General features: G+C 65.7%; 20 protein-coding genes and 1 pseudogene. 11 read left to right on the top strand and 10 right to left on the bottom strand.

The window, feature by feature from the left end:
• The first annotated feature begins 14 nt into the window (after window positions 1-14).
• Window positions 15-1529, top strand: a complete 1515-nt coding sequence (locus tag ABZ293_RS14010; RefSeq protein WP_355180484.1) for a putative glycoside hydrolase — start codon at window positions 15-17, stop codon at window positions 1527-1529.
• Window positions 1530-1532: 3 nt separating this feature from the next.
• On the opposite strand, the gene ABZ293_RS14005 is transcribed toward ABZ293_RS14010, so the two are convergent.
• Window positions 1533-3032, bottom strand: coding sequence for an alpha/beta fold hydrolase (locus ABZ293_RS14005; protein ID WP_355180482.1), 1500 nt, complete (start codon window positions 3030-3032; stop codon window positions 1533-1535).
• Window positions 3033-3195: 163 nt separating this feature from the next.
• On the opposite strand from ABZ293_RS14005, the gene ABZ293_RS14000 reads away from it, so the two are divergent.
• Window positions 3196-3498: a hypothetical protein gene (locus tag ABZ293_RS14000; protein ID WP_355180480.1), complete on the top strand. Its 303-nt coding sequence runs from the start codon at window positions 3196-3198 to the stop codon at window positions 3496-3498.
• A gap of 110 nt (window positions 3499-3608) precedes the next feature.
• Window positions 3609-4985 carry an AIM24 family protein gene (locus ABZ293_RS13995; protein WP_355180478.1) on the top strand — a complete coding sequence of 459 codons (1377 nt, stop codon included), beginning with the start codon at window positions 3609-3611 and terminating at the stop codon, window positions 4983-4985.
• A gap of 83 nt (window positions 4986-5068) precedes the next feature.
• On the opposite strand, the gene ABZ293_RS13990 is transcribed toward ABZ293_RS13995, so the two are convergent.
• Window positions 5069-7105 carry a M3 family metallopeptidase gene (locus ABZ293_RS13990; protein WP_355180476.1) on the bottom strand — a complete coding sequence of 679 codons (2037 nt, stop codon included), beginning with the start codon at window positions 7103-7105 and terminating at the stop codon, window positions 5069-5071.
• A 408-nt stretch (window positions 7106-7513) separates the two neighbouring features.
• On the opposite strand from ABZ293_RS13990, the gene msrB reads away from it, so the two are divergent.
• Together msrB and msrA are read left to right on the top strand one after the other, a co-directional pair.
• Complete coding sequence (msrB, locus tag ABZ293_RS13985) at window positions 7514-7969, top strand: peptide-methionine (R)-S-oxide reductase MsrB (RefSeq protein WP_354951252.1); 456 nt, start codon at window positions 7514-7516, stop codon at window positions 7967-7969.
• Complete coding sequence (gene msrA / locus ABZ293_RS13980; RefSeq protein ID WP_354951254.1) at window positions 7966-8481, top strand: peptide-methionine (S)-S-oxide reductase MsrA; 516 nt, start codon at window positions 7966-7968, stop codon at window positions 8479-8481. Before msrB ends, msrA begins: the two co-directional genes overlap by 4 nt.
• Before the next feature lie 37 nt (window positions 8482-8518).
• On the opposite strand, the gene ABZ293_RS13975 is transcribed toward msrA, so the two are convergent.
• Window positions 8519-9472 carry a DMT family transporter gene (locus tag ABZ293_RS13975; RefSeq protein WP_355180474.1) on the bottom strand — a complete coding sequence of 318 codons (954 nt, stop codon included), beginning with the start codon at window positions 9470-9472 and terminating at the stop codon, window positions 8519-8521.
• A gap of 38 nt (window positions 9473-9510) precedes the next feature.
• On the opposite strand from ABZ293_RS13975, the gene ABZ293_RS13970 reads away from it, so the two are divergent.
• Complete coding sequence (locus tag ABZ293_RS13970; RefSeq protein ID WP_355180473.1) at window positions 9511-10041, top strand: CGNR zinc finger domain-containing protein; 531 nt, start codon at window positions 9511-9513, stop codon at window positions 10039-10041.
• A 3-nt stretch (window positions 10042-10044) separates the two neighbouring features.
• On the opposite strand, the gene ABZ293_RS13965 is transcribed toward ABZ293_RS13970, so the two are convergent.
• The 5 genes and pseudogenes from ABZ293_RS13965 to ABZ293_RS13945 form a co-directional block, all read right to left on the bottom strand.
• Window positions 10045-10590, bottom strand: coding sequence for a hypothetical protein (locus ABZ293_RS13965; protein ID WP_355180471.1), 546 nt, complete (start codon window positions 10588-10590; stop codon window positions 10045-10047).
• Between the two features lie 334 nt (window positions 10591-10924).
• A pseudogene (locus ABZ293_RS13960) lies at window positions 10925-11083 on the bottom strand (DUF6636 domain-containing protein); the annotation flags it as partial.
• A gap of 53 nt (window positions 11084-11136) precedes the next feature.
• The gene (locus ABZ293_RS13955; RefSeq protein ID WP_355180468.1) at window positions 11137-11325 is read right to left on the bottom strand and encodes a hypothetical protein; all 189 of its coding nucleotides are present in this window, start codon (window positions 11323-11325) and stop codon (window positions 11137-11139) included.
• Window positions 11315-13045 (bottom strand): DUF3556 domain-containing protein, encoded by a 1731-nt coding sequence (locus ABZ293_RS13950; RefSeq protein ID WP_355180466.1) that lies wholly within the window; start codon window positions 13043-13045, stop codon window positions 11315-11317. The genes ABZ293_RS13955 and ABZ293_RS13950 overlap by 11 nt, the downstream gene beginning before the upstream one ends.
• Window positions 13046-13135: 90 nt before the next feature.
• Window positions 13136-14560 carry an MFS transporter gene (locus ABZ293_RS13945; protein WP_355180464.1) on the bottom strand — a complete coding sequence of 475 codons (1425 nt, stop codon included), beginning with the start codon at window positions 14558-14560 and terminating at the stop codon, window positions 13136-13138.
• A gap of 109 nt (window positions 14561-14669) precedes the next feature.
• Between ABZ293_RS13945 and ABZ293_RS13940 the strand changes: the two genes are divergently transcribed.
• Entirely contained in the window at window positions 14670-15248 is a 579-nt protein-coding gene (locus tag ABZ293_RS13940; protein WP_355180775.1) for a helix-turn-helix transcriptional regulator, read from the top strand.
• A 7-nt stretch (window positions 15249-15255) separates the two neighbouring features.
• Here ABZ293_RS13940 and ABZ293_RS13935 read toward each other — a convergent pair whose 3' ends face one another.
• Window positions 15256-16047 carry a transporter substrate-binding domain-containing protein gene (locus ABZ293_RS13935; RefSeq protein ID WP_355180462.1) on the bottom strand — a complete coding sequence of 264 codons (792 nt, stop codon included), beginning with the start codon at window positions 16045-16047 and terminating at the stop codon, window positions 15256-15258.
• Window positions 16048-16158: 111 nt separating this feature from the next.
• Here ABZ293_RS13935 and ABZ293_RS13930 point away from each other — a divergent pair, with 111 nt between their 5' ends.
• The 4 genes from ABZ293_RS13930 to ABZ293_RS13915 are packed head-to-tail and all read left to right on the top strand — an operon-like array spanning window position 16159 to window position 17862.
• Complete coding sequence (locus ABZ293_RS13930) at window positions 16159-16440, top strand: YggT family protein (protein ID WP_355180460.1); 282 nt, start codon at window positions 16159-16161, stop codon at window positions 16438-16440.
• A 28-nt stretch (window positions 16441-16468) separates the two neighbouring features.
• Window positions 16469-17236 (top strand): alpha/beta hydrolase, encoded by a 768-nt coding sequence (locus ABZ293_RS13925; protein ID WP_355180458.1) that lies wholly within the window; start codon window positions 16469-16471, stop codon window positions 17234-17236.
• Between the two features lie 33 nt (window positions 17237-17269).
• Window positions 17270-17713: a GGDEF domain-containing protein gene (locus ABZ293_RS13920; protein ID WP_355180456.1), complete on the top strand. Its 444-nt coding sequence runs from the start codon at window positions 17270-17272 to the stop codon at window positions 17711-17713.
• Window positions 17617-17862: an EAL domain-containing protein gene (locus ABZ293_RS13915; RefSeq protein ID WP_355180774.1), complete on the top strand. Its 246-nt coding sequence runs from the start codon at window positions 17617-17619 to the stop codon at window positions 17860-17862. Before ABZ293_RS13920 ends, ABZ293_RS13915 begins: the two co-directional genes overlap by 97 nt.
• Before the next feature lie 21 nt (window positions 17863-17883).
• Here ABZ293_RS13915 and ABZ293_RS13910 read toward each other — a convergent pair whose 3' ends face one another.
• Window positions 17884-21357, bottom strand: coding sequence for a protein kinase (locus tag ABZ293_RS13910; RefSeq protein ID WP_355180454.1), 3474 nt, complete (start codon window positions 21355-21357; stop codon window positions 17884-17886).
• Between the last annotated feature and the right edge of the window lie 94 nt (window positions 21358-21451).

The raw sequence follows: 21451 nt of genomic DNA, 5'->3' as shown, positions 1-21451 counted from the left end.
TTCTCATCGCCTCCGTGATCATCGGCGCCAATCGGGCCGAACCCACGGGTCTGGCACTGTCCGGACTACCGGATGGGGTGGTGAACGCGAACGCACTGGCCGGTCTGGCGTTGCGGGTGGACGCGCACGGCCACGACCCCCACGCCATGCGACTCGAACTCGACGGCAAAGCGGTGACCGGCACCGCTGACGGTGACACCGTGGTATTCCGGCCCGGACACCTCACCGACGGCGACCACAGGTTCACCGCCGAGATCCCGCGCGGGGGCATACTCGGCCTGTTGAGCACCGGTCCGGGGGCCACCGCAACCTTCACCGTGGATACCGAAGCGCCGAAACTCGAACTGACCCAGCCGGGCAACGTCGCATCCTATCGTCAGTCGATCACGTTGCGCGGCAAGGAATCCGGTGCGATTCGGGTGTCGGTCGGCACTCAGTCGGTGACGCCGGCCGCGGACGGTTCGTTCGAGATCACACTGCCGCGCGCGCCGGTCGGCGGCGAGGTGGTCGCGGTCGACGCCGCGGGAAATAAGGCGACGCAGGCCATTACGACATCGGTCGACGCACCCAGGGTCAAAGCCGTGCATGTGACCGCCTACGGATGGGCCTATGCGGGCTTGCGCGAACCCGTGCTGGATATGGCGCGGGAGGGACGCATCGACACCGTTCAGCTCGATATCAAGGACGAGGACGGCATTATCGGCTACGACTCGCAGGTGCCGCTGGCACGGCAAGCCGGTGCCGCCGCCGGGATCTACGATGTGCGCGCCGCACTGCGGCAACTGCACGATATGAATCTGCGCGTGGTCGGCCGGATCGTCGCATTCCGTGACCCGACCATGGCCGGATGGGCTTGGCGCGAAGGACATCCGGACTGGGTCATTCAGAATCCGTCCGGCCAGCCGTATGCCAGTAAGTACGGTGCGATCGCGTTCACCAACTTCGCCAATCCGGAAATCCGCAAATACAATATCGATCTCGCGAGCGAGGCGGCCGGGCTCGGATTCGACGGCATTATGTACGACTATGTCCGGCGACCAGACGGTCCGCTGTCGCAGATGCAGTTCCCCGGGTTGACCGAGACTCCGAGCGCATCGATCGCGGAGTTCCTGCACGAGAGCCGGGATCCGGTGCGCGATAATGGCGCCAACCTCAGCGCCGCGGTATTCGGTATCGCCGCGACCCGGCCGGATGAGATCGCACAGGACATTCCGTCGATCGCTCGGTACGTGGACTATGTGGCGCCGATGCTCTATCCCTCGCACTGGAATCCGGGTGAGTACGGTGTCGGGAACCCCAACTCGCAGCCGTATGACATCGTGTTCCGGTCATTGGCCGACTTCTTCGAGCAGACCAAAGGCACCGGGGCCAAGGTCATTCCGTGGCTGCAGGATTTCAGCCTCGGGGTGAATTACGGCGATGGCGAGGTCAAGGCGCAGATCGATGCCGCGGCCGCCGCCGGAACCAATAGCTTCTTCCTGTGGAATGCGGCATCGACGTATCACTCGTGGGCGGTGGTGCCCGGTTGATTCCTATTCGGCTGGTCGATCGGCGTAGCAGGTGATATCGGCGGGTGGCAGGACACCCGTGTCGTAGTAGTTATTGATCGCGTTGTTCACGCAGGCACTCAGTTCGGGCCGGAATGTCATGTGGATGCGGACATCCTGCAGGGTGACCAGGCGAGATCCGGACAGGTGCTGATGTAGCCCAACACCGTGGGCGTACGGTGTCCTGGCGTCTCCGGTCGCCTGCAGGATGAGCACGGGGACCGAATTCCGAACGGTGGTGGCGGGTTCGACGGGTCTCGGCCAGTACGCGCACGGCTGAATATTGTTGGCGAACGCCCCGAAGATCGGTTGGCTGGCGCGGCTGGCTTCGATATTTCTCGAGTACCAGGCCGGATCGGTTGGCGCCGCGGCATCGCCGCAGGCGATCTGGGCCAGCGCCGAGTTCTCCTCGGATCGCAATGCCTGCAGCATGATGTGCAGCCGCGGCGCTCGCGCCGCCACGGGCGGACCGCCCACCGCGTCCGCGATCTCCCGAATCGTCTCGGCCAGTGCTTGGTTGCGCCGGAAGTCGGTCACCATGTTGTGCAATAGAAATGGCAGCCAATGATCGTCGATCGGGAAATCGTCGATCACAATCGGCTGACGTGCCGCCGCGGCCAAGAGCTCCGACACCGTGGCACGCACCTCGGTCGGCGTCGGGCCGAAGTGATACGTATCATCCTGTCCTGCAACCCAGTTCGACCAGTCATCGAACCCCTGCTCATCCGAGGCACCCCAATCCTGAACGAGGCCTTCCCAATACCGGTCCGGATCGATCGCGCTGTCCAGCACGATCCGATCGCTGCGCTCCGGGAACATCTGAGTGAACACCGCGCCGAGATAGGTGCCATAGGAGACGCCGAAGTAGCTGATCTTCGGTTCGCCAAGGGCGGCTCGGATGATGTCCATATCGCGGGCGGTATTGCGGGTGGTGAGCTGGCGTAATTTCGCCGGATCATCGGCAACACAGCTCGCGGCCATATTCGCCGCCAGCGTGGTTTCGCGCGCGAAGCCCGCAGGATCCAGTCCCGCCGAATGGATCATTTCGCCGACGGGCCACCCGCAGCGCGGAGTTCGCCCGGACTCGCCGACGCCGCGCGGATCCATGCCGATCAGATCGAAACGCGCCCGCACCTGCGGTGAAAGCACGTCACCCAGCAGATCCACACTGTCCAAACCCGATGCGCCCGGACCGCCCGGATTGGCAAGCAGGATCCCTTGGCGCTGGCCCGGATCGGTGGCCCTGACCCGGGAGATCGCCACCGTCAGCGTGCGATCGTAGGGCCGGAGATAGTCCAGCGGTACGAGCACATCGGCGCATTCGGCCCCCGCCTTGTCCAAATCCTCGATACCGCAAGGCTTCCAGTGCAGCCGCTGGTGCGCGAACCGCAGGGCCGGGTCGACCTGTGCCCCCGGCACGATGATCAGCGCGGCCCCGACCGCTATCAGCACCAACCACCGCATAAGCCTCGCCACCGAACCCATTCGCCTCGCACCCTCGATCCCGCAACTTGGTACCACATCCGAACTCACACCTAGCCCCACAGCTGGACATATGTCGTGCCACGGCTTGCCACGTCTCGCCGTCACGTCGATACTCCAAGGGGGTTGTGCACCAGCCGATTCCAGAGCAGAGGAGTGGATATAGATGCTTCGAAACCCGCTGAGTCGACATCCGGCGGTCGAGGATGATGCGCTTGTCTTCGGCCAGCCATACGACACTTCCGATGGCGCAACCGTCATCACCGTCGCCCGGACCGGCAGTTTACTGCGCGGCACGTACCCGCTCGGCGTATTCGTCGTTCATGGCGGGCAGGTCGTGTGGACGCCCGCGGTCGATGTGACGCGAATCGCGCTGATCGGCCTGCTGACCGCGGTCATCGCCACACTCGCGGTGCTGCGCAGGCCGCCATGGCCGGACCTGAAGGGCTACCCCCCGCTGCGGCGGTGACCACGACATCACCGAACGCGCCCGGGATAGTGGCGCGCGGACCGGACTCGGGACACACTTGATCCCGTGAATCGCATGCCACTCGGACATATCGACCGGGGCGGTCCGCCGTGACCGCACTCGCTCGCGGGGAGAATCGACCCGCGCCCGGCGATCGGATGACCGTGACCGTCACCTGTGCCGCACCGGTCGATGTGTCGGCGCTGCTGCTCGGGGCCGACGGGCGGGTCCGCTCCGATGCCGACTTCGTCTTCTTCAATCAGCCGGTCGGACCCGGTGTCACCTACCGACACGGGCGCGGCGCGGGCGACATGGTGGATGTGGTGACCTCCGCGCTGCCCGCAAATGTCGACAAGGTGGTGGTCACGGCCAGCCTCGACGGCAATGGCCCGCCGACCTTCGCCGGCGCGAGTTCGCTGACCGCGACGATCGGATCCGATACCGGGACACTGTCCTTTCCGATGACCGGGCTCAGCACCGAGACCGCCGTGGTGTGCGTGGAGATCTACCGGCGCGGCGATGCCTGGAAGGTGCGCGCGGTCGGGCAGGGCTATGACAATGGGCTGGCCGGGATCGCGACGGCGTTCGGTGTGAATATCGACGATGAACCCGAGACGCCGCCCGCGCCCACAATGCCGCCATCTGCTCCGGCTCAGCCCGTGGCCGGGTATTCCGCGCCGCCCGCCTATTCCCCGCCCGCCGCGCCGCCGCCCCCACCGATGTCTTCACCCCAGCAAGGAGCGCTGCCGATGCAGAGCGAACTGTTCAATCCGACCCACGCCGAAGTGAACGGCATCGGCATCCAGAAGCAGGGCGGCAAGATGATCAAGGTCGCCGTCAATGGGGAGACCATGGCGCGGGCCGGGTCGATGGTCGCCTACCAGGGCGATCTGCACTTCAAGGCGCTCGGCTCGGGCGGCATCGGCCGCGCCATCCAACAGCGCCTCACCGGCGAGGGTGTCCCGCTGATGCAGGTCTCCGGCCGCGGCGATCTGTTCCTCGCCAATGCCGCCGCCGATGTGCACACCGTCGACCTCGACGGCACCGACGGTCTGACCATCAATGGCGCGAATGTGCTCGCCTTCGATACGTCGCTGTCCTACAACATCCAAAGGGTCCAGGGCGCAGCCGGTTTCGCCAGCAACGCGGGCTTCTTCAACTGCGTCTTCACCGGGCGTGGACGCATCGCCATCACCACCCACGGCTCGCCGGTCGTCCTCAATGTCGACCAGCCCACCTACGCCGACCCGCAAGCCGCGGTCGCCTGGTCGTCAAGCCTGTCCACCGGCATCAAACGCAACGACTCCTTCGGCCTCGGCCGCCTCATCGGCCGCAGCACCGGCGAGGGCCTGACCCTGTCCTTCTCCGGTCGCGGCTTCGTCATCGTCCAGCCCTCCGAACTGCCCCCGGGCGGTCTCATCGGCGGCACCGGCGGCGGCCAGGAGGCCGGTCAGAGCGGCGGCGTCCTCGGCGGCTTGTTCGGATAGCCGACCGGCGCTGGAACCGGCTGCAGCACAGCCGGTTCCAGCGTCAGGATTCCTCGCGCCGCATCGATATTCGCCTGGTGGCGTCAGTTGAGCAGGCCGCGGCGGATGAGGAGAGGGGCGATTTCCGGGGTGCGGCCGCGGAAGGATTCGAAGGCCTCGATGGGGTCCACCGAGCCACCCCGGGAGAGCAGTTCGCGGCGGAACAGTTCGCCCTTTTCGCGGATCGATGCGTCGCCTTCGTTGAACCATTCGACGGTGTCGGCGTCGAGGACCTCGCTCCAGATATAGGAGTAGTAGCCCGCGGCGTAGCCGCCGGAGAAGATGTGCTGGAAGTAGCCGGTGCGGTATCGCGGTGGAATCGCATCGATGGCCAGCCCCGCCTTGCGCAGTGCCTGCTCCTCGAAGGTCTCGGCATCGGTCCCGGCCAGCGCCTCGGGTGCGGGTATGCGGTGCCAGGCCCAGTCCAGCAGCGTCGCGCCGAGGTACTCGACGGTTTTGAAGCCTTTGCCGAATCGCTCCGCGGCCTCCATGCGTTCGACGAGTTCGGCGGGCATCGGTTCGCCGGTTTCGATATGCCTGGCGTAGTTGGCCAGCACTTCCGGTCGCGACATCCACATCTCGTTCACCTGCGAGGGGAATTCGACGAAATCTCGCGGCACTGCGGTTCCGGCGAAGAACGGGTATCGCACATTCGAGAACAGACCGTGCAGCGCATGCCCGAACTCATGGAAGAGCGTCCGGACGTTGTCCCAGGTGAGCAGCGCGGGTTCACCCGCGGGTGGCTTGACGATATTGAGGTTGTTGACCACCACCGGCTGCGTCCCCAAAAGCCTTGACTGACTGACCAATTCGTTCATCCACGCGCCACCGCGCTTGGACGGGCGCGCGAAGAAGTCGGCGAGGAACAGCCCGAGAGCGGTGCCGTCCGCATCGAACACCTCGAAGATCCGGACCTCCGGGTGGTACCCGACCAGATCCGCACGCTCACGGAAGGTGATCCCGTACACCTGCTCGGCGGCGAAGAATACGCCATCGCGCAAGACCCGCTCGAGCTCGAAATAGGGACGCAATGCCTCCCCATCCACCGAAAACCGCTCGGCCCGAACCTTTTCCGACCAGAACTGCCAATCCCAGGATTCGAGCTCGCCATCGTTGCCGCTGGCCCGCATCGTCTCCGCGAGTTCGGCCGCCTCCCGCTCGGCATTGGCCACCGCGGGCGACACCAAACGCCCCAGCATCTCCTCCACCGCCGCAGCGGTTTTCGCGGTCTGATCCGCCACCACATACGCCGCGTGATCGGAATACCCGAGCAATGCCGCCCGCTCGGCCCGCAGCGCTGCCATCCGCACCGCGAGCGGGCCGTTGTCGTCCAGCCCACGCCCCAGCGAAGCCGCCATCACCCGCCGCCGCACCTCCCGATCGGCCAACTCGGCCAAAACGGGTTGATTGGAAACGTTCTGCAGACGCAGCGCCCACACTCCGCCCTGCCCCAGCGACCGTGCATTTTCGGCGGCCGCCGCGACCGCGGCCGGTCCCAGCCCCGCCAGTTCCTCGGCCCGCTCGACCAGCACCGTCGCACCATTGGTTGCCGTCAGCACGTTCTGACCGAATTCCGTTGCCGCCGTGGCGAGTTCCGCATTCAGCTCACGCAGCCGCGCCTGTCCAGCCGCATCCAGGCGGGCCCCTGCCCGCACGAACCGAATGTGGTATCGCTCCAACAGCCGCGCCTCTTCGGGATCCAATCCCAGCTCGTCCCTGCGTTGGTAGAGGTCATCGACGCGCCCGAAAAGCGCGGGATCGAGATAGATCGCATCCCAATGCGCCGCCAAGCGCGGCGACACCTCGGCCTCGATCGCATCGGTCCCCGCCGTGGAATCCGAGCCGACGATATTGAAGAACACATTGGACACCCGAGTCAGCACTGCCCCCGAACGTTCCAGTGCCACAATCGTATTCGCGAATGTCGGCGCCGCATCGACCGAGGTGACGGCGGCCACCTCGGCCAATTGCTCCGCCATCCCCCGTTCGAACGCAGGCAGATAGTGCTCCTCACCGATCTCGGCGAACGTCGGCAGTTCATACGGCAGCGCACTGCGCTCGAAGAACGGGTTGCTCGTCATGAGTGAACCCTATGCCGCGGCCGCGCCCCGGCGGCGGCCGTTCACGCCGAATCGCGGCACGCCACCCTTCGGCGCCGCCCGCCGCCGCTCCCGCACGCCTCCGAACCATCGCGAGGCCACTCGGCCACGGCGCGCGATCAGGCCGATTCCCGAATGTTCGGGCGCGTCGTGTCGAAGGTGTCGACTGCGTCGACAACGCCTCCCGATACAGCCGGCGCCCGGCCCGACAACAGGATCGGTCGGCTCGCACCGCACATCCGGCGATAATGGAACGATGATCAGAGCTGCGGAAAATGGCAGTTCGAACCGCGCACGGCCGGATTTATGACCGAAGTGTGACGCGCGGCCGGGCGGGGACTTTCCGAGCCTCGACGCCGGTTGTACGTGGGGCCGATATGAGGAGGTCATGTGGCACGGGAATACAACCGGAATCCTGCGGCGATCGCCGCGCTGTCGCCTGAGCAGTACCAGGTCACGCAGGCGAACGGGACCGAGCGGGCATTCACCGGCGAATACTGGGACAATCACGAGCCGGGTATCTACGTGGATGTGGTGTCCGGTGAGCCGTTGTTCGCCTCGGTCGACAAGTTCGACAGTGGCAGCGGGTGGCCGAGTTTCACCAAGCCGATCGATACCGAGAATGTGGTAGAGAAGCGGGACCTCAGTCATCTGATGATCCGCACCGAGGTGCGTTCGGCGCACGGTGACAGCCATCTCGGGCATGTGTTCACCGATGGGCCGCGTGCGGCGGGCGGGCTGCGCTACTGCATCAATTCGGCGGCGCTGCGGTTCATCCACCTCGACGATCTCGAGGCGGAAGGTTATGGGCAGTACCGAACTCTTTTCACGAAGGAGGACGCGTGAGCGACACGCGGAAGGCGATTCTCGCGGGCGGATGCTTCTGGGGCATGCAGGATCTGATTCGTAGGCAGCCGGGAGTGCTGTCCACGCGCGTCGGCTACACCGGCGGGCGCAACGATCGCCCGACCTATCGCAATCACCCGGGGCATGCCGAGGCCATCGAAATCGTCTATGACCCGGCACTGACCGACTACCGGGCGCTGCTGGAGTTCTTCTTCCAGATCCACGATCCGACGACGAAGGACCGCCAGGGCAACGATATCGGTACCAGCTACCGTTCGGCGATCTTCTACCTCGATGACGAGCAGAAGCGGATCGCGCTGGACACCATTGCCGATGTCGACGTATCGGGGCTGTGGCCGGGCCCGGTGGTCACCGAGGTAACCCCGGCAAGTGCGTTCTGGGAGGCCGAGCCCGAGCACCAGGATTACCTGGAGCGCTACCCGGACGGCTACACCTGCCACTTCCCGCGGGCGGGTTGGAAGCTGCCGAAGCGCCAGAGCGCCGCTCAGTAGTTCCGTATCGCCCTCGGCGGATGCCCGCCGGGGGCGTTCACCTATCGATTACCGCGGTATCGGGATCGGTCTCCCCTTGGCGGACGATGACGACTCCGATGAGGATGAGCGCACCGCCCAGCAACTGGACGGGACGAGGAGCCTCGCCGAGCAGGGTCCAGGCGAAGGCCAGCGCGGCAAGGACTTCGAACAGGGCGACGAACGAGGCAAGGCGGGAGCCGAGCAGGCGGGTGGCGGCGATTCCGGTGACATAGGCGATGGCTGCGCATACCGTGCCCAGCGCCAGCACCGGAAGCCACCATGAGACGGTGAAGTCTTGGAAGACAACGGGATCGGTGCTGGCGTGCAGGGGGACGATGCCGACCGCGCCCGCCGCCAGCAGGGCGAGTCCGCCGACGAGCAGACCACCGGCCGCGAGCACCGTGCCCGGTAGCGTGCCATCGCCATGGGCGGAGAGCACGAAATAGGCAGCGGCCCCGACCATCGCGGCCAGCGCCCATACGACGCCCGCCCCACTGGCACTCAGCCCCGAGCGCAGATCGATGACGAGCACCAGGCCGATCATCCCCAGCAGTGCGCCGAAAACCGTTGTGGTACCGGGACGTTGGCGATGACGCAGCCACAGCCAGCCCACCACGGCAACCGGCGCGGTGTATTCGATGAGCAGTGCCACCCCGACCTGCATACGCGCCACGGCATTGAAATAAGCCAGCTGGGTACCGGCCACGGCGAGCATGCCATACGCGACGATCAGGGATGCATTGCGACGCAACAGCTCCCAATCACCGCGCAGCCGCAGCACCGCGAACGGCAAAAGTACCGCGGCGGCGACCAGCACCCGCACCGCCACCACCGCCGCCGAACTCCAGCCCGCGTTCATCAAGCCCCGGGCCAGCGGTCCGGACAGCCCGAACGAGGATGCGGACAGCACCGCGAGAATCAGTCCGGATCTCAGCCGCCGCCCGGCTCTGTCATGAGTCATAATCGCCATGGCTAATGACGCTAAAATCGGTCGCGTAATATGTCAATATGGTCTTTGCTCATGACACCGAAGCGTCGCTGGTCGCCGCGGTCGAGCTGGTGAATTCGGCGGAGGCACCGGATACGCTGACCGAAATCGACCAGCTCACCGAGTTTTTTGTCAAACACGCCTACGCCGGCGTGCACTCCCGCGACGCCGCGGAGCTGGCTGCGGTACGCGCCATCCGCGCGCCCCTACGCCGGATGCTGACCAGCGATCGCGATACGACGGTGCGGCTGATCAACGAGACCCTGGCGCAGCATCGAGCCCTGCCGCAGCTGGTCCGGCACGGCGATGTCGACTACCACATCCACGCGGTACCCCTGGACGCCGCGCTGCCGGTCCGCATCGCTGTCGAGACCGCGATGGCCATGATCGATGTGATCCGCTCCGACGAGCTCAGCCGCCTGTCCCGCTGCGCCGACGACGACTGCGACGGCATCGTGCTGGACCTGTCGCGCAACCGATCCCGTCGCTACTGCAGCACCGCATGCGGCAACCGCAATGCCGTCGCCGCCTATCGCGCCAGGAACAAATGACGCTCATTCACCCCTGGTGAGAGCTTCCAGCTCGGTGCGCAATGCCGCGACCTCGGCGGCCAGTTCATCGCGCAGCTGTTCGCGTTCCCGCAGGCTGGCGCGCAGATTCTCGACCGTATCGTGCATGGCCGCCAACTTCCGGTCGGCGCCCTGCAGCCGCCACTCCACGACCGCGCGACGGTCGACCTCCGAACTCGCGATCCCGACCCATTTCACGACATAATCGAGCCACCCGGGCTGCTTCGGCATGGGCTCATCGGAATCCCAACCGCGGCGGACCGAAGGCTTCGACGAAAGCACCCGCTCCCCGCCCTGCGCGGAGTTCAGCTGCACGAGGTCGAACTTCCCGGCACTGGTCACCACCGCCGTGAGCCGATATCGCCCGGCCAGATGCATCCGCAGCTCCGCCGCACCCCGCCCATCGGCATCCAGCGCACCGAGCCACGGACCGTCCGCCGCCTCGATAATCGACGCGAGCACCCCGAGCTGCCCGACACTGCGCCGCCCCCGCGTCGCCCGCTCGAGCAGATCATCGGGCGTGGCACTCATCTGATCCCAGTGCATCGCATCTTGCCCTCTCTCGTCGACCGGCACCTACGAACATATATGCGCCGCCCACCGTGCCACGGACGGGCGCCAATCGTGTCACCACCGCCCAGTCGCGGATGTGCGTGCGCGACGCGCCGACGCCACCCATCGAAGGTGCCGTGCCGTGCCGTGCCGTGCCGTGCCGTGCCGCGCCGTGCCGTGCCGTGCCGTGCCGTGCCGTGCCGTGCCGTGCCGTGCCGTGGGAAGTATCCGAAAAACTGACCGGCGTGCGCTACCCGGGATCTGCCAGCCAGGACCGAGACCCGGTACACGCTCCGGCCCCGCCGCCGCGTGGTCAGCCCAGCCGATACTCCGCTCGCGCGAGTTCGAACCAGTGGCCGGTGCGGGTATTCGCGCACTTCATGCCGGTGGTCCGGCTCGCACAGATCAGTTCCCCCGAGCGGAACGACCGACCGTATTCGAGAATGGGCAGACCGCTGTCGCGGATGGTGTCACCGTGGCAGGTGAACCGCGCCGGATCGCCCTGGACGAGCGATCACCATGCGCTCACGCAGGTAAACGTCGAGAACGAACCTGCACCAGCGCATTCTCGACGATCGGGTACGGCACCACGGTGGCCCCAGCGGCGTCGGCGCGGCCAGTGGATAGCGCTCGGGCGGGGCGCGGTAGCAACGGATCCCACGTCTGTCCGGACGTCGTCGCCTCGGGCGACAGGACCAGCGGGTCAGGGCTCATCGGAGCCCTCCAGGACGTGGACGGGGACGTCGTCGGCCCAGGGTTGGCGGGTCACCATATCGGCGACATGCACTGTGCCGCGCTCGAATTCGCCGGTGGCGGCGTCGACGAGGCGGTAGGACTGGGTTTGTTTGTGGATGGGTTGGGCGTCGAGGAGGACAACGCGGACTTCGCCGGGGGCGAAGTGGCAGCGTTCGTGCATGGCGGCGATGAGTTGTTCGTTGTGCATATGGCCGTCACCGAAGTTCCAGCCGACCGCGGTGCTGCAGATGCGTTCGCCGTCGGTGATGGTGTATTCGTCCTCGCGGCCCGCTGGCATGGCGCGGTGGACCAGGGTGAACAGGGCTCGGCCGTGAGTGTTCATGGCGCGGAAGGCGTAGCCCATGAATATCGGGATCGCCGCTCGGTCCTTGCCGTAGAACCGTTCCAATTGGGCCTGCGGCATGCTGGCGATCGCGACAATGCCCTTGTTGATCTTCTCGGCGGCCGAGGGTTTGATGCACCACATCGTGGTGTCCCAGTTGCCCGCGTAGTAGCGCATACCGGGCAGGAACGAAATCTGGTGTGGGAAAAGGTTTCCGGCGATCACGATGCCGACGATCACGAGGAACAGCAGCAGCACCGGCACCGGGTGCTGCAGACTGCCGAGACCGAGATCGGCGTGCGCGACGAATAACACCAGCACGCCGAAGATCATGAAGACATTCCACTCCAGCGGCACACCCATCGGAATCGCCGTCAGGATCGTCAGGTGGAAGCACACCATCACGATTGCGGCGACCGCGGTCAACCAGCCACCATGGGAGAAGAACAGCACCAACGGAATGCCCATCTCGACGGCCGTGCCGCCGTGGGCGAAGATGCGCGACAAGCGTCCGGGCCGCAGGTCATCGGGAAAATTCTCGAAGAACTTGCGCTTGAGCGACTTTCGCCGGAATACCGGACTGTTCGACATCATTGTGGAGACCACGAACGGAAAGTGCTTGTTCAGCTTCGAGGTCGCCGCACCCATCCAGATCACCACGAAGACCAACTTCGCCGCGACGACCATATCGGCGGCGAAGAGAAAGGTGACCGCCAGCGTCGCATAGACCTCGCCCCGCGCCGCCAGGAAAATCACCTTATCGCGCAGCCCGATCACTGCCAACAGACCGAGAATCGCCGCGATCTGCCACACCGGCAGCAGTCCGACGGCCGTATCCAACTCCGGTACTGGACCGGTGCCATCGGAGAACAATGCGACCGCGGTCATCACCAGCAATGCCGCGTACAGCACGATATCCACCGGAGTGCGGCCGGTCCCCTTGGTCAGCGGAACCACCGACGGCCACGGCGGAAGCCGAATGGTCCTGGGCCGCAACCAATACAGCATCGATCCCAGCGGCGGAAAGTACCTATTATTCAGCGGACCGAAGCCGCAACCGAGCCCGACCACCTCGAACAGCAGCGTGTACAGCACCACCTTTTCGAAGACGATCGGCTCGGACCACCAGTCACCGACACCGGTGAATCCATCGATCCCTCTGGTGCACAGGGAGATCAGCCAGCCACCGAGGATATAGAGACAGATCTTGCCGACGTAGAACAGATGCAGCACGACGGGCGTCCCGAACCCCACCTCGGCCCAGTGCCGGGCCATCGGGCGGATCCGCTCGCTGCGAGTGCCCTTGCTCCACTCCGCCATATCGACCACGGGCAGGTCGGGTTGGAAAAACCCCATCAAGCACTCTCCGATTCGCCGATACCGAGGCACCAAGCCGAATCAGGACCCCGATGTCCTTCGATACGTTGGCAGCTCGACCTGGTGCTGTCAATCGGGTGTCCCGGCGACCGAGACCTGACGCGGCGTTCGCACAGCGGCGCGCTGGGCAGACACTCTCCCGACACCAACGACGAGCAGCCCACACACCGCGACAACGATCCACCCCGGTCGAGACGCGTGCGCAAGCGCGCTATCCGCCGCGCCGGTGACAATGCCGCCCGCGATGGCGATACCGAGTGCCGCACCGAATTGCCTTGCGGAGGAGGTGATCCCACCCGCCACACCCGCCCGGTCGGCGGGCAGACCGCTCACCGCGGTGTTGGTGATCGGCGCGTTCGCGAAGCCGAAGCCGACACCGATCAGGAAGTAGGCCAGCAGTAGTAAGGCAAGACTGGTGTGGTCATCGAGGCGTACCAGGCAGAGACCACCGACGGTGATGAAGCCGCCCGCCAACAGCAGCGGCAGCCGCGGACCGACCCGCCCGACGAGAACTCCCGACAACGGCGCGCAGACGGTGGCGGCCACTGCCAGTGGCAAGGTGACCACACCGGCCGCGACCGCGCTCATGCCTCGCGCATGCTGCAGATAGAGGGTATTCAGCAGCAACGTCGCGCTGAATGCGACGAACAGCACTACCGCGCCGACGACAGCCGCAGTGAACTGAACCCGCTGAAACAGGTGCAGATCCATCAGCGGCTCGTCCCGCCGCGACTCGAACCACACGAAACCGAGCGTCGCCGCCACCACGCAGCTGTATCCAACCAACGCCGCACCGGACCCCCACCCGAACCGCGGCCCCTCGATCAGCACCGCCACCGAGCCGCCGACAACGGTGATCAGCAGCACCTGGCCGGGACCGTCGAGCCGACGCGCTTGCACCGCACGAGATTCCGGCACGAATACCGTGGTCAGTACCAGGGCCACCAGGACGACCGGCACATTGATCCAGAATACGGATCGCCAACCGAGAGCCGCGATGAGCGCACCACCCAGCGTGGGCCCGACGGCCATGCTCAGACCGAAGATCGCCGCCCACACCCCGATCGCCCGCGCCCGTTCCTTGGGTTCGGTGATCGCATTGATCACGATCGCGAGCGCCACCGGGCTGAGCATCGAACCACCGATGCCCTGGACAACACGGGCCGCGATGAGCACACCAATCGACGGTGCCACTGCGCACGCAACCGAGGCCACGCCGAAGACGACCAGTCCGCATCGGAACACTCGTCGTCGTCCGAAACGATCGGCGATCGCCCCCGACGAGATCAGCAGACCCGCCAGCACCAGGGTGTAGGCGTCCACCGTCCACTCCAGATCGCGTGTCCCCACGCGTAATCCGGATCCGATCGAGGGCAGCGCGATATTGACGATCGTCGTATCGAGCCCGACCAGGAACAGGCTCAGGCAGCAGACGGCCAGCAGGGTCCACCGCCTGCGTGCACTGATGGGCGGGCGTGGGGCGTGCACAGGCATGGTCATCTCCGGTCGACGATTCGGAATCGGGCACCCGATGATCGCGGCAGCGATCGTCTAACTGGCAGTTAATTTGCGGAAACCGCAAAATGGTCGAGTGGATGATGACCTGGCTCAGCTACTCGACGCCATCGGCCCGCGGCTGCGCACGCTGCGCCGGGATCGCGGCATGACTCTCGAGGCCCTGTCCGCCGTGACCGGCATCTCGGTGACCGCGCTGTCTCGCCTCGAATCCGGCAAGCGACGCCCAACCCTCGAGCTACTGCTGCCACTCGCCAAGGCACACCGCGTCGCACTCGACCAGCTCATCGCCGCACCGGCCACCGGCGATCCGCGCGTCCATCTAGCGCCGCGCCGACACCGCCGCAGCGGCAGCATTGTCGTGCCGCTGACCCAATATCCCGGCCGCCTGCAGGTTTTCAAACAGGTCATTGCACCGCGACCACCGAAGCTCGTCACCCATGCCGGATACGAATGGCTCTATGTGCTCGCGGGCGAGCTACGGCTGATCCTCGGCGACAGCGACATTGTGCTACGCCCGGGTGAGGTCGCCGAGTTCGACACCAACGAGCCGCACTGGTTCGGTCCCGCCGATGACCGGACGGTCGAGATCCTGCATCTCTTCGGACCGCAGGGTGAGAAGCTGCGGGTGCGTGCCAACGGGCCGGTGCTGCCGGCGCACACCTAGCCCGGTATCAGCCGATCCAGTCGGTCAGCAGCTGATTGCTTCTGCCACTGCGGATTTCGGACTCGAGCCAGGTGTTGACGACGGCGTTGAAGAGGGTGTCGCCCTTCGGCAGGAGGTACGCCTTCGGGGCCGAGTCGAAGGGGGCGTCCGGGTGCAGGACTTGGAGGGTGGGGTGGGTACGTTGGCGATAACGGCCCTCGACCGAATCGGTGACGAATACATCGGCGTTGCGCTGTTCGATCTGGTCGTAAATGGTGAGGTTATCGGGCCAGATGGTGAGTTGGGCCGCGGGAAAATTGGCGCGGGCGAAGGCTTCGTTGGTGCCGCCGCGATTGACGATCACCCGAACCTCCGGACGGTTGATCTGCTCGATGGTCGCGTAGGAATCGGCATCGGCGCGCCGGGTGACCGGGGTCTTGCCGTCGATGGATGTGGCGATGGAGAAGTCGGCGACGCGGCGGCGGGCCGCGGTATCGGAGATGCCGCCGACGGCGATATCGCACTGCGCGAGGAAATCGTCGGTCAGGGTGGACCAGGTCGTCGAGATCCATTGTGGAACAACATGAAGGGTGGCGGCGAGGTCGGTCGCGAGTGCGATGTCGACGCCGCGGTAGGTGCCGTCCTCTTCGCGCAGGGTGTAGGGCGGGTAGTCGCCGGTTGTGCACACCCGTAACACGCCCGACTGCTGCACGGTGAACAACCGGGACGCCTCCTGCGCCGTCGCGATGGGCCCGGTGGCGAGCAACCAGCTCATGGTCAACAGGACGGCTATCGGCAGATATCGGAGCGGTCGGCGCATCGAGACAGGCTAACCGACCTGATAGTCGGCTGAGAACCCGACGAATGGGACACTTCCCAGTCGGTCTCGCACGTTGATACTGGTAGAAGGCCACCCACGAAGGAGTTCGACATGCACCTTATCGGAACTTTGCTCGGGTTAGCCCTGACGCTATTCATCCTGCTGCTACTCGCCCGGCTGGTATTCGATTGGATCGGGGTGCTGGCCGATGGGAACCACCCCAGCTGGGTGAACCGCGCCCGCGACCTGACCCATACCTGGACCGAACCGGTGATCGCGCCGGTCCGCCGGTATCTGCGGCCGATCCGCATGGGCGGGCTATCGATCGACCTGGCCTTCACCGTGGTCTTCATTGTCGTGCTCGTCCTGCGCGCCATCGCCTTCAGCCTGTAGCACCGCCCGCGAGGCGTTTGATGGATCGATGACCATCGACACCACCATCGCCTACGGCTCCCACCCCGACCAGGTGGCCGACCTGTACCTGCCCGCAACGAACGATCCGGCACCCCTGGTATTCGTCCTGCACGGCGGATTCTGGCGCGCGGCGATCGACCGCACCCATGCCCGCCCGGAGGCACAGGCGTTCGCCGCGCTCGGATATGTGGTCGCGAGTATCGAGTACCGGCGGGTCGGCAACGGCGGCGGATGGCCGGGCACATTCGACGATGCGGCGCGGGCGCTCGATGTACTGCCCACGTTGATCGAAGACGCCCGTCCGGGCCGAATCGACCAGGACCGCATTGCATACGTCGGACATTCGGCAGGCGGCCACCTGGCCCTCTGGGCAGCATTACGCCATCACCTGCCGACCGGCGCGAGCTGGCGCACCGAGACCGCACCGCGAGTCGCCGGTGTCGTCGCCTTGGCCCCGGCGGCGAACCTGGTCGACGCCTATCACCGCGCCAATGGCGAAGGTGCGGTGGCCGAATTGCTCGGTGGCGGCCCCGACGAATTGCCCGAGCGTTACGCCGCGACCGATCCCGCGCTGCTCGGCACCGCTGACATCCCGGTCGTCGTCGTACACGGTGATAAGGACCAGCGCCTGCCGATCGAGATGGCCCGAGAATACTGCGCGAAATCCGGTGCGGAACTCGTCGAACTGCCGGATACCGGGCACTTCGAACTCATCGATCCCGCTTCCGCCGCATGGCCTTTCGTGGTTGCTGCGCTACGGCGCTGCCTCGACTGAGTTCTTGCGGGCGACACCACCGTAGGCGCCGGATTGTTCGGGCGCGGAATCAATATCGTCGGGCTGACCGGCCTGCCGAACCGAACGAAGTTCATCGACGCACTCACCGCCGCCTTCGCCGATCCCAGCGCCGCATTCGGCCTCTGCTATATCGACCTCGACCACTTCAAACTCGTCAACGACACCTTCGGGCACGCGGTCGGCGACGAACTGCTCATCCAGGCCGCGGCCCGGCTGCGCGCCCGGGCCCGTCCCGGCCAGCTCGTCGCCCGCATGGACGGCGATGAATTCGTCATCCTGGTCCCCCAGGTCAACACATCCGACCGGACGGCCGAGGTCGCGCAGACCATGCTCGACGCGTCAAACTCGCCGGCCCGTTCATCCGCTGCATCCGCACCCCGGAATCCCCCGGCGCCACCGATCTGCTCGTACTCGAATCGATCGTCGAACTCACCCACGCCCTCGGCTACACCCTGACCGCCGAATGCGTCGAAACGCGGTATCAGGCCGACCGGCTCGCCGCACTCGGCTGCGATACCGCGCAGGGTTGGCTGTTCCACCGGCCGATGCCCGCCCATCGGGTCACCGATCTGCTCGCCGCGACCAGTGTCCCCGCGGGCGAGTGATTCGGGCCGACGATATTTGCGTCAGATCGTTTGGGCCGCATCGGCATTGACCAATGCGAGCAGGAATTCGGCTGGTACGTCCGGCCATTCGGGACGCCAGCGGTCCGCGAGCTGATCTTCGCGCACCGCGGCGATCGTGGCCACGACATACGGTCCCCCGTCGAGCAGATAGCGGACCGACCCGAGTTCGGCACACTGGGCGGCCACCGTTACCAGCAGGGTCTTGGCCGCATCGGTGCGGCCCGCGGCGGCCAGGCAGGCGATCAGCAATCGGCGCGCCTTCAGCAGTTCCCTCGGACGCTCGACCGATTCGAGCAGGTCGACCCACTCCTGCGCCCAGGTGCAGGCGAGTTCGGTCTTTTCCGGCGATCCCGCGGTGAGCAGCAGCCGGATCGCGGTGAATTCCTCATACAGTATGGTGAATTCGTCGATCGGGTCCACCGGCTTGCGGCGATTCCCATATTCGACGACGGGCAGCGGGCCGAATTCCGGATGCGGCGGTAGACCGAGCCGCAGCCGCTCGTTCTCCACCTCCGCGCCCAATCGCGGCAATGACATCGAACGGGCAACGCGGGCACCCTCGTTCAACCTGCGAATGGCGGCCGCGCGATCTCCGCGCAACGCTTTGATGCGGGCCCCGACGACGTAGCGCGCCAACTTGAAATCGACAACGCCCGCCTCGGGGCCCAGTTTGTACCCCTCATCGAGCAACCGTTCCGCCTCCGCGACTTCCCCACGTTCGTACAGCAATTCGCCCAACAGGGATCCGGCCAGGCGCGCGCCGTAGGAGTGACTTCCGCCGGATTGTTTGGCCACCTTCATCGCCCTGCGGAAGTACTGCTCGGCCCTGGTGATATCGAGCTGCAGGCTCGCGGCGAGTCCGAGAAAGCACAAACCGTTGACGTTGTTGTAGAAACCCTTGTTCTGCCGCATATACGGCGCGGACCACTCCTGAATGCGCAACGCCTCGTCGAAGTCGTATCGATAGCCGGCGGCGAAGGTCGCGACATTCGCCCCGATCGCGACCACATACGGTGACAGTTCTTCGGCCCGGAAGAAGCAGGCGGCCAGCATATCGTCGACACCGGCGAGCACATCCGCGCGCACCTGTACCACCGCATGCACCACACCGGCCTCGGCACGCAGTCGCGCCGTTGTTTCCCCGTCGAATTCACCGCTGTCCACATTCGATTCGGCCAGCCGCAGTGCGCGTGCGGCCGGTCCGGCACGGTGCAGCAGGATATTCGCCCACGCCAGATCCAATTGCAGCCGAGGATGGGTTTCGATAATACTGGCGGGCAGTTTGTTGACCAGACCGATAAGGGTGGCGAACTGCCCGTACTCGAGCAGTGACATACCGTCGCGTTCGACGATCTCGATGGCCCGCTGCTCATCCTCGGCCAGCAGGGCGTGATCGACCGCCTCGCTGACATGCCTATGCTCGGCCAACCACCGTGACGCCGCCCGGTGCAGTTCGGTGATCCGTTCGGGACGATCACGTTCCAGCCGCTGCTGCAGGAAGTCCTGGAACAGGTGGTGGTATCGGAACCAGTTGCCGTCATCGAGTTTGCGCAGGAACAGATCCTGGAGTTCGATCTGCTCCAGCATGGCCTGCCCATCCACTTCGCCGGTGAGCGCCGAGGCGAGTTCACCGCAGATCCGCGGCGTGATCGAGGTCGCCACCATGAAGTCGAGCATGCCGGGTTCCAGCGTGTCCAGGACGTTCTCGACCAGGAATTCACTGATGGCGTGATGGCGTCCGGTCAGATGGCTGATCAGCTCGCCGGGATCATCGCTGCCGCGCAGCGACAGTGCCGCCAGTTGCAGTGCCGCGACCCAGCCCTCGGTGGATTCGGTGAGATCCTCGACATCACCGCGATCCAGCTCCAGCCCGCCCAGCTCCACCAGGAAAAGGTACGCCTCCTCGACATCGAAACGCAGTGCGTCAGGGCCGATTTCGACCAGCTCGTCGCGGGCTCGCATCGAGCTCATCGGCAGCCCGGTCCGATTGCGGCTGGTGATCACCACATGCAGTGTCGGACTACAGCCTTCGATCAGATACCGCAGCGCGCGGGTGGTCGCGGGATCGGTGGCGCGGTGCCAGTCGTCGATGACAACGACGAGTTGTTCACCGCGCCGGTCGATATCGTTGATCAGCGAGGTCAACACATAGCGTTCGCATTCGTCGCCGTGTTCTTCGAGCAGTTCGCCGAGTTCGCGCGCCAGCGACGGCCGTTCGGCGCGGATGGCTTCGATCAGGTGGGAGAGGAACCAGACCACGTTGTTGTCGTCATTGTCGACGGTCAGCCAGGCCACCGCCACGTCGTCCGCGCTCAGCGCCTGGCACCATTGCGCGGCGAGGGTGGTCTTGCCGAATCCGGTGGCGCCGTGGATGACCGCGAGCCTGCGGTTGCGTCCCTGTTGCAGCAGTGCGATGAGCCGCTGCCGGTCGACCAGCGGGCGGTTGGCCACCGGCGGCCGCAATCGCGTGGCCGGCACGGGCGGCGTGATGGTCGAGCGCATTCCGGAAGTGCGGCGGCGACCGGTCGCGGGCGGTGTGGGTGTCGGGCGTTGTCCGACGGGTTCGGCGGCGGGCAGCGGGATCGGCATCTCGTCGGGCGGCAGACCGTGCCGTTCCTGGATCTCGCGCAGCTGTTCACCGAAATCGGCTGCGCTGGACGGCCGTTCGTCGCGCTCGCGGGACATCGCGCCTTCGATCGCGGCGGTCACATCGGCGGGCAGACCCGCGTCGCCGAGGTCCGGAATCGGATGCTTGGTGATGCGGAGGAACTGTGCGACCAATTGTTCGCCGCTGCGTCGTTCGAAGACCGCGTGGCCGGTGCTGGCGCAGAACAGGGTCGAGGCCAGGCTGTAGATGTCGGCGGTCACATCCGGGACGTGTCCCTGCAGCACCTCGGGTGCGGTGAAGGCGGGTGAGCCGGTGATGGTGCCTGCTGTTGTCTCGAAACCACCGACCAGCCGGGCAATGCCGAAATCGGCCAACTGCGGCTCACCGTATTCGGTCAGCAGGATATTGCCGGGTTTCACATCGCGGTGCAGCATGCCGCGCCGGTGCGCGGTTTCCAGGGCACCGGCGATCTTCACCCCGATATGCAGCGCCTCCTGCCAGCCGACCGGACCGTGCTGCTGGATGCGGGCGTCCAGTGAACCGTGCGAGTGATAGGGCATCACGATGTAGGGCCGTCCGGTCGCGGTGGAGCCGACCTCGAAGACGCTGACGATATTCGGATGTCCGGAGAGTTTGCCCATGGCGAGTTGTTCGCGGACGAATCGTTCGAGATTCTCCGACTCCAGATCGGCGGTGAGCACCTTGATGGCCACCGTGCGATCGAGTGCGGGCTGGGCGCAGCGATACACCACCCCGAAACCGCCGCGTCCGATCTCGACGGCGTCGGTGAACCCGGCAGCGTCCAATTCCGCCGCGAACCCTGAGGTCAGCTCGCGTTGCGTGGAAAGCGGATCGATGTGCGCCACGACGACCTCGATACAACAATCAACCAGTTACTTCGAGGATATTCCCGTCGCCACGATTGTGCGCGAGCTCGCCCGAGATGGTGATGCAACTCCC

It is taken from the genome of Nocardia sp. NPDC005998, assembly GCF_040614395.1.
Classification (GTDB): domain Bacteria; phylum Actinomycetota; class Actinomycetes; order Mycobacteriales; family Mycobacteriaceae; genus Nocardia.
Note: the sequence above shows the minus strand (reverse complement) of the source record. Positions and strands in the feature narration are given on the sequence as shown.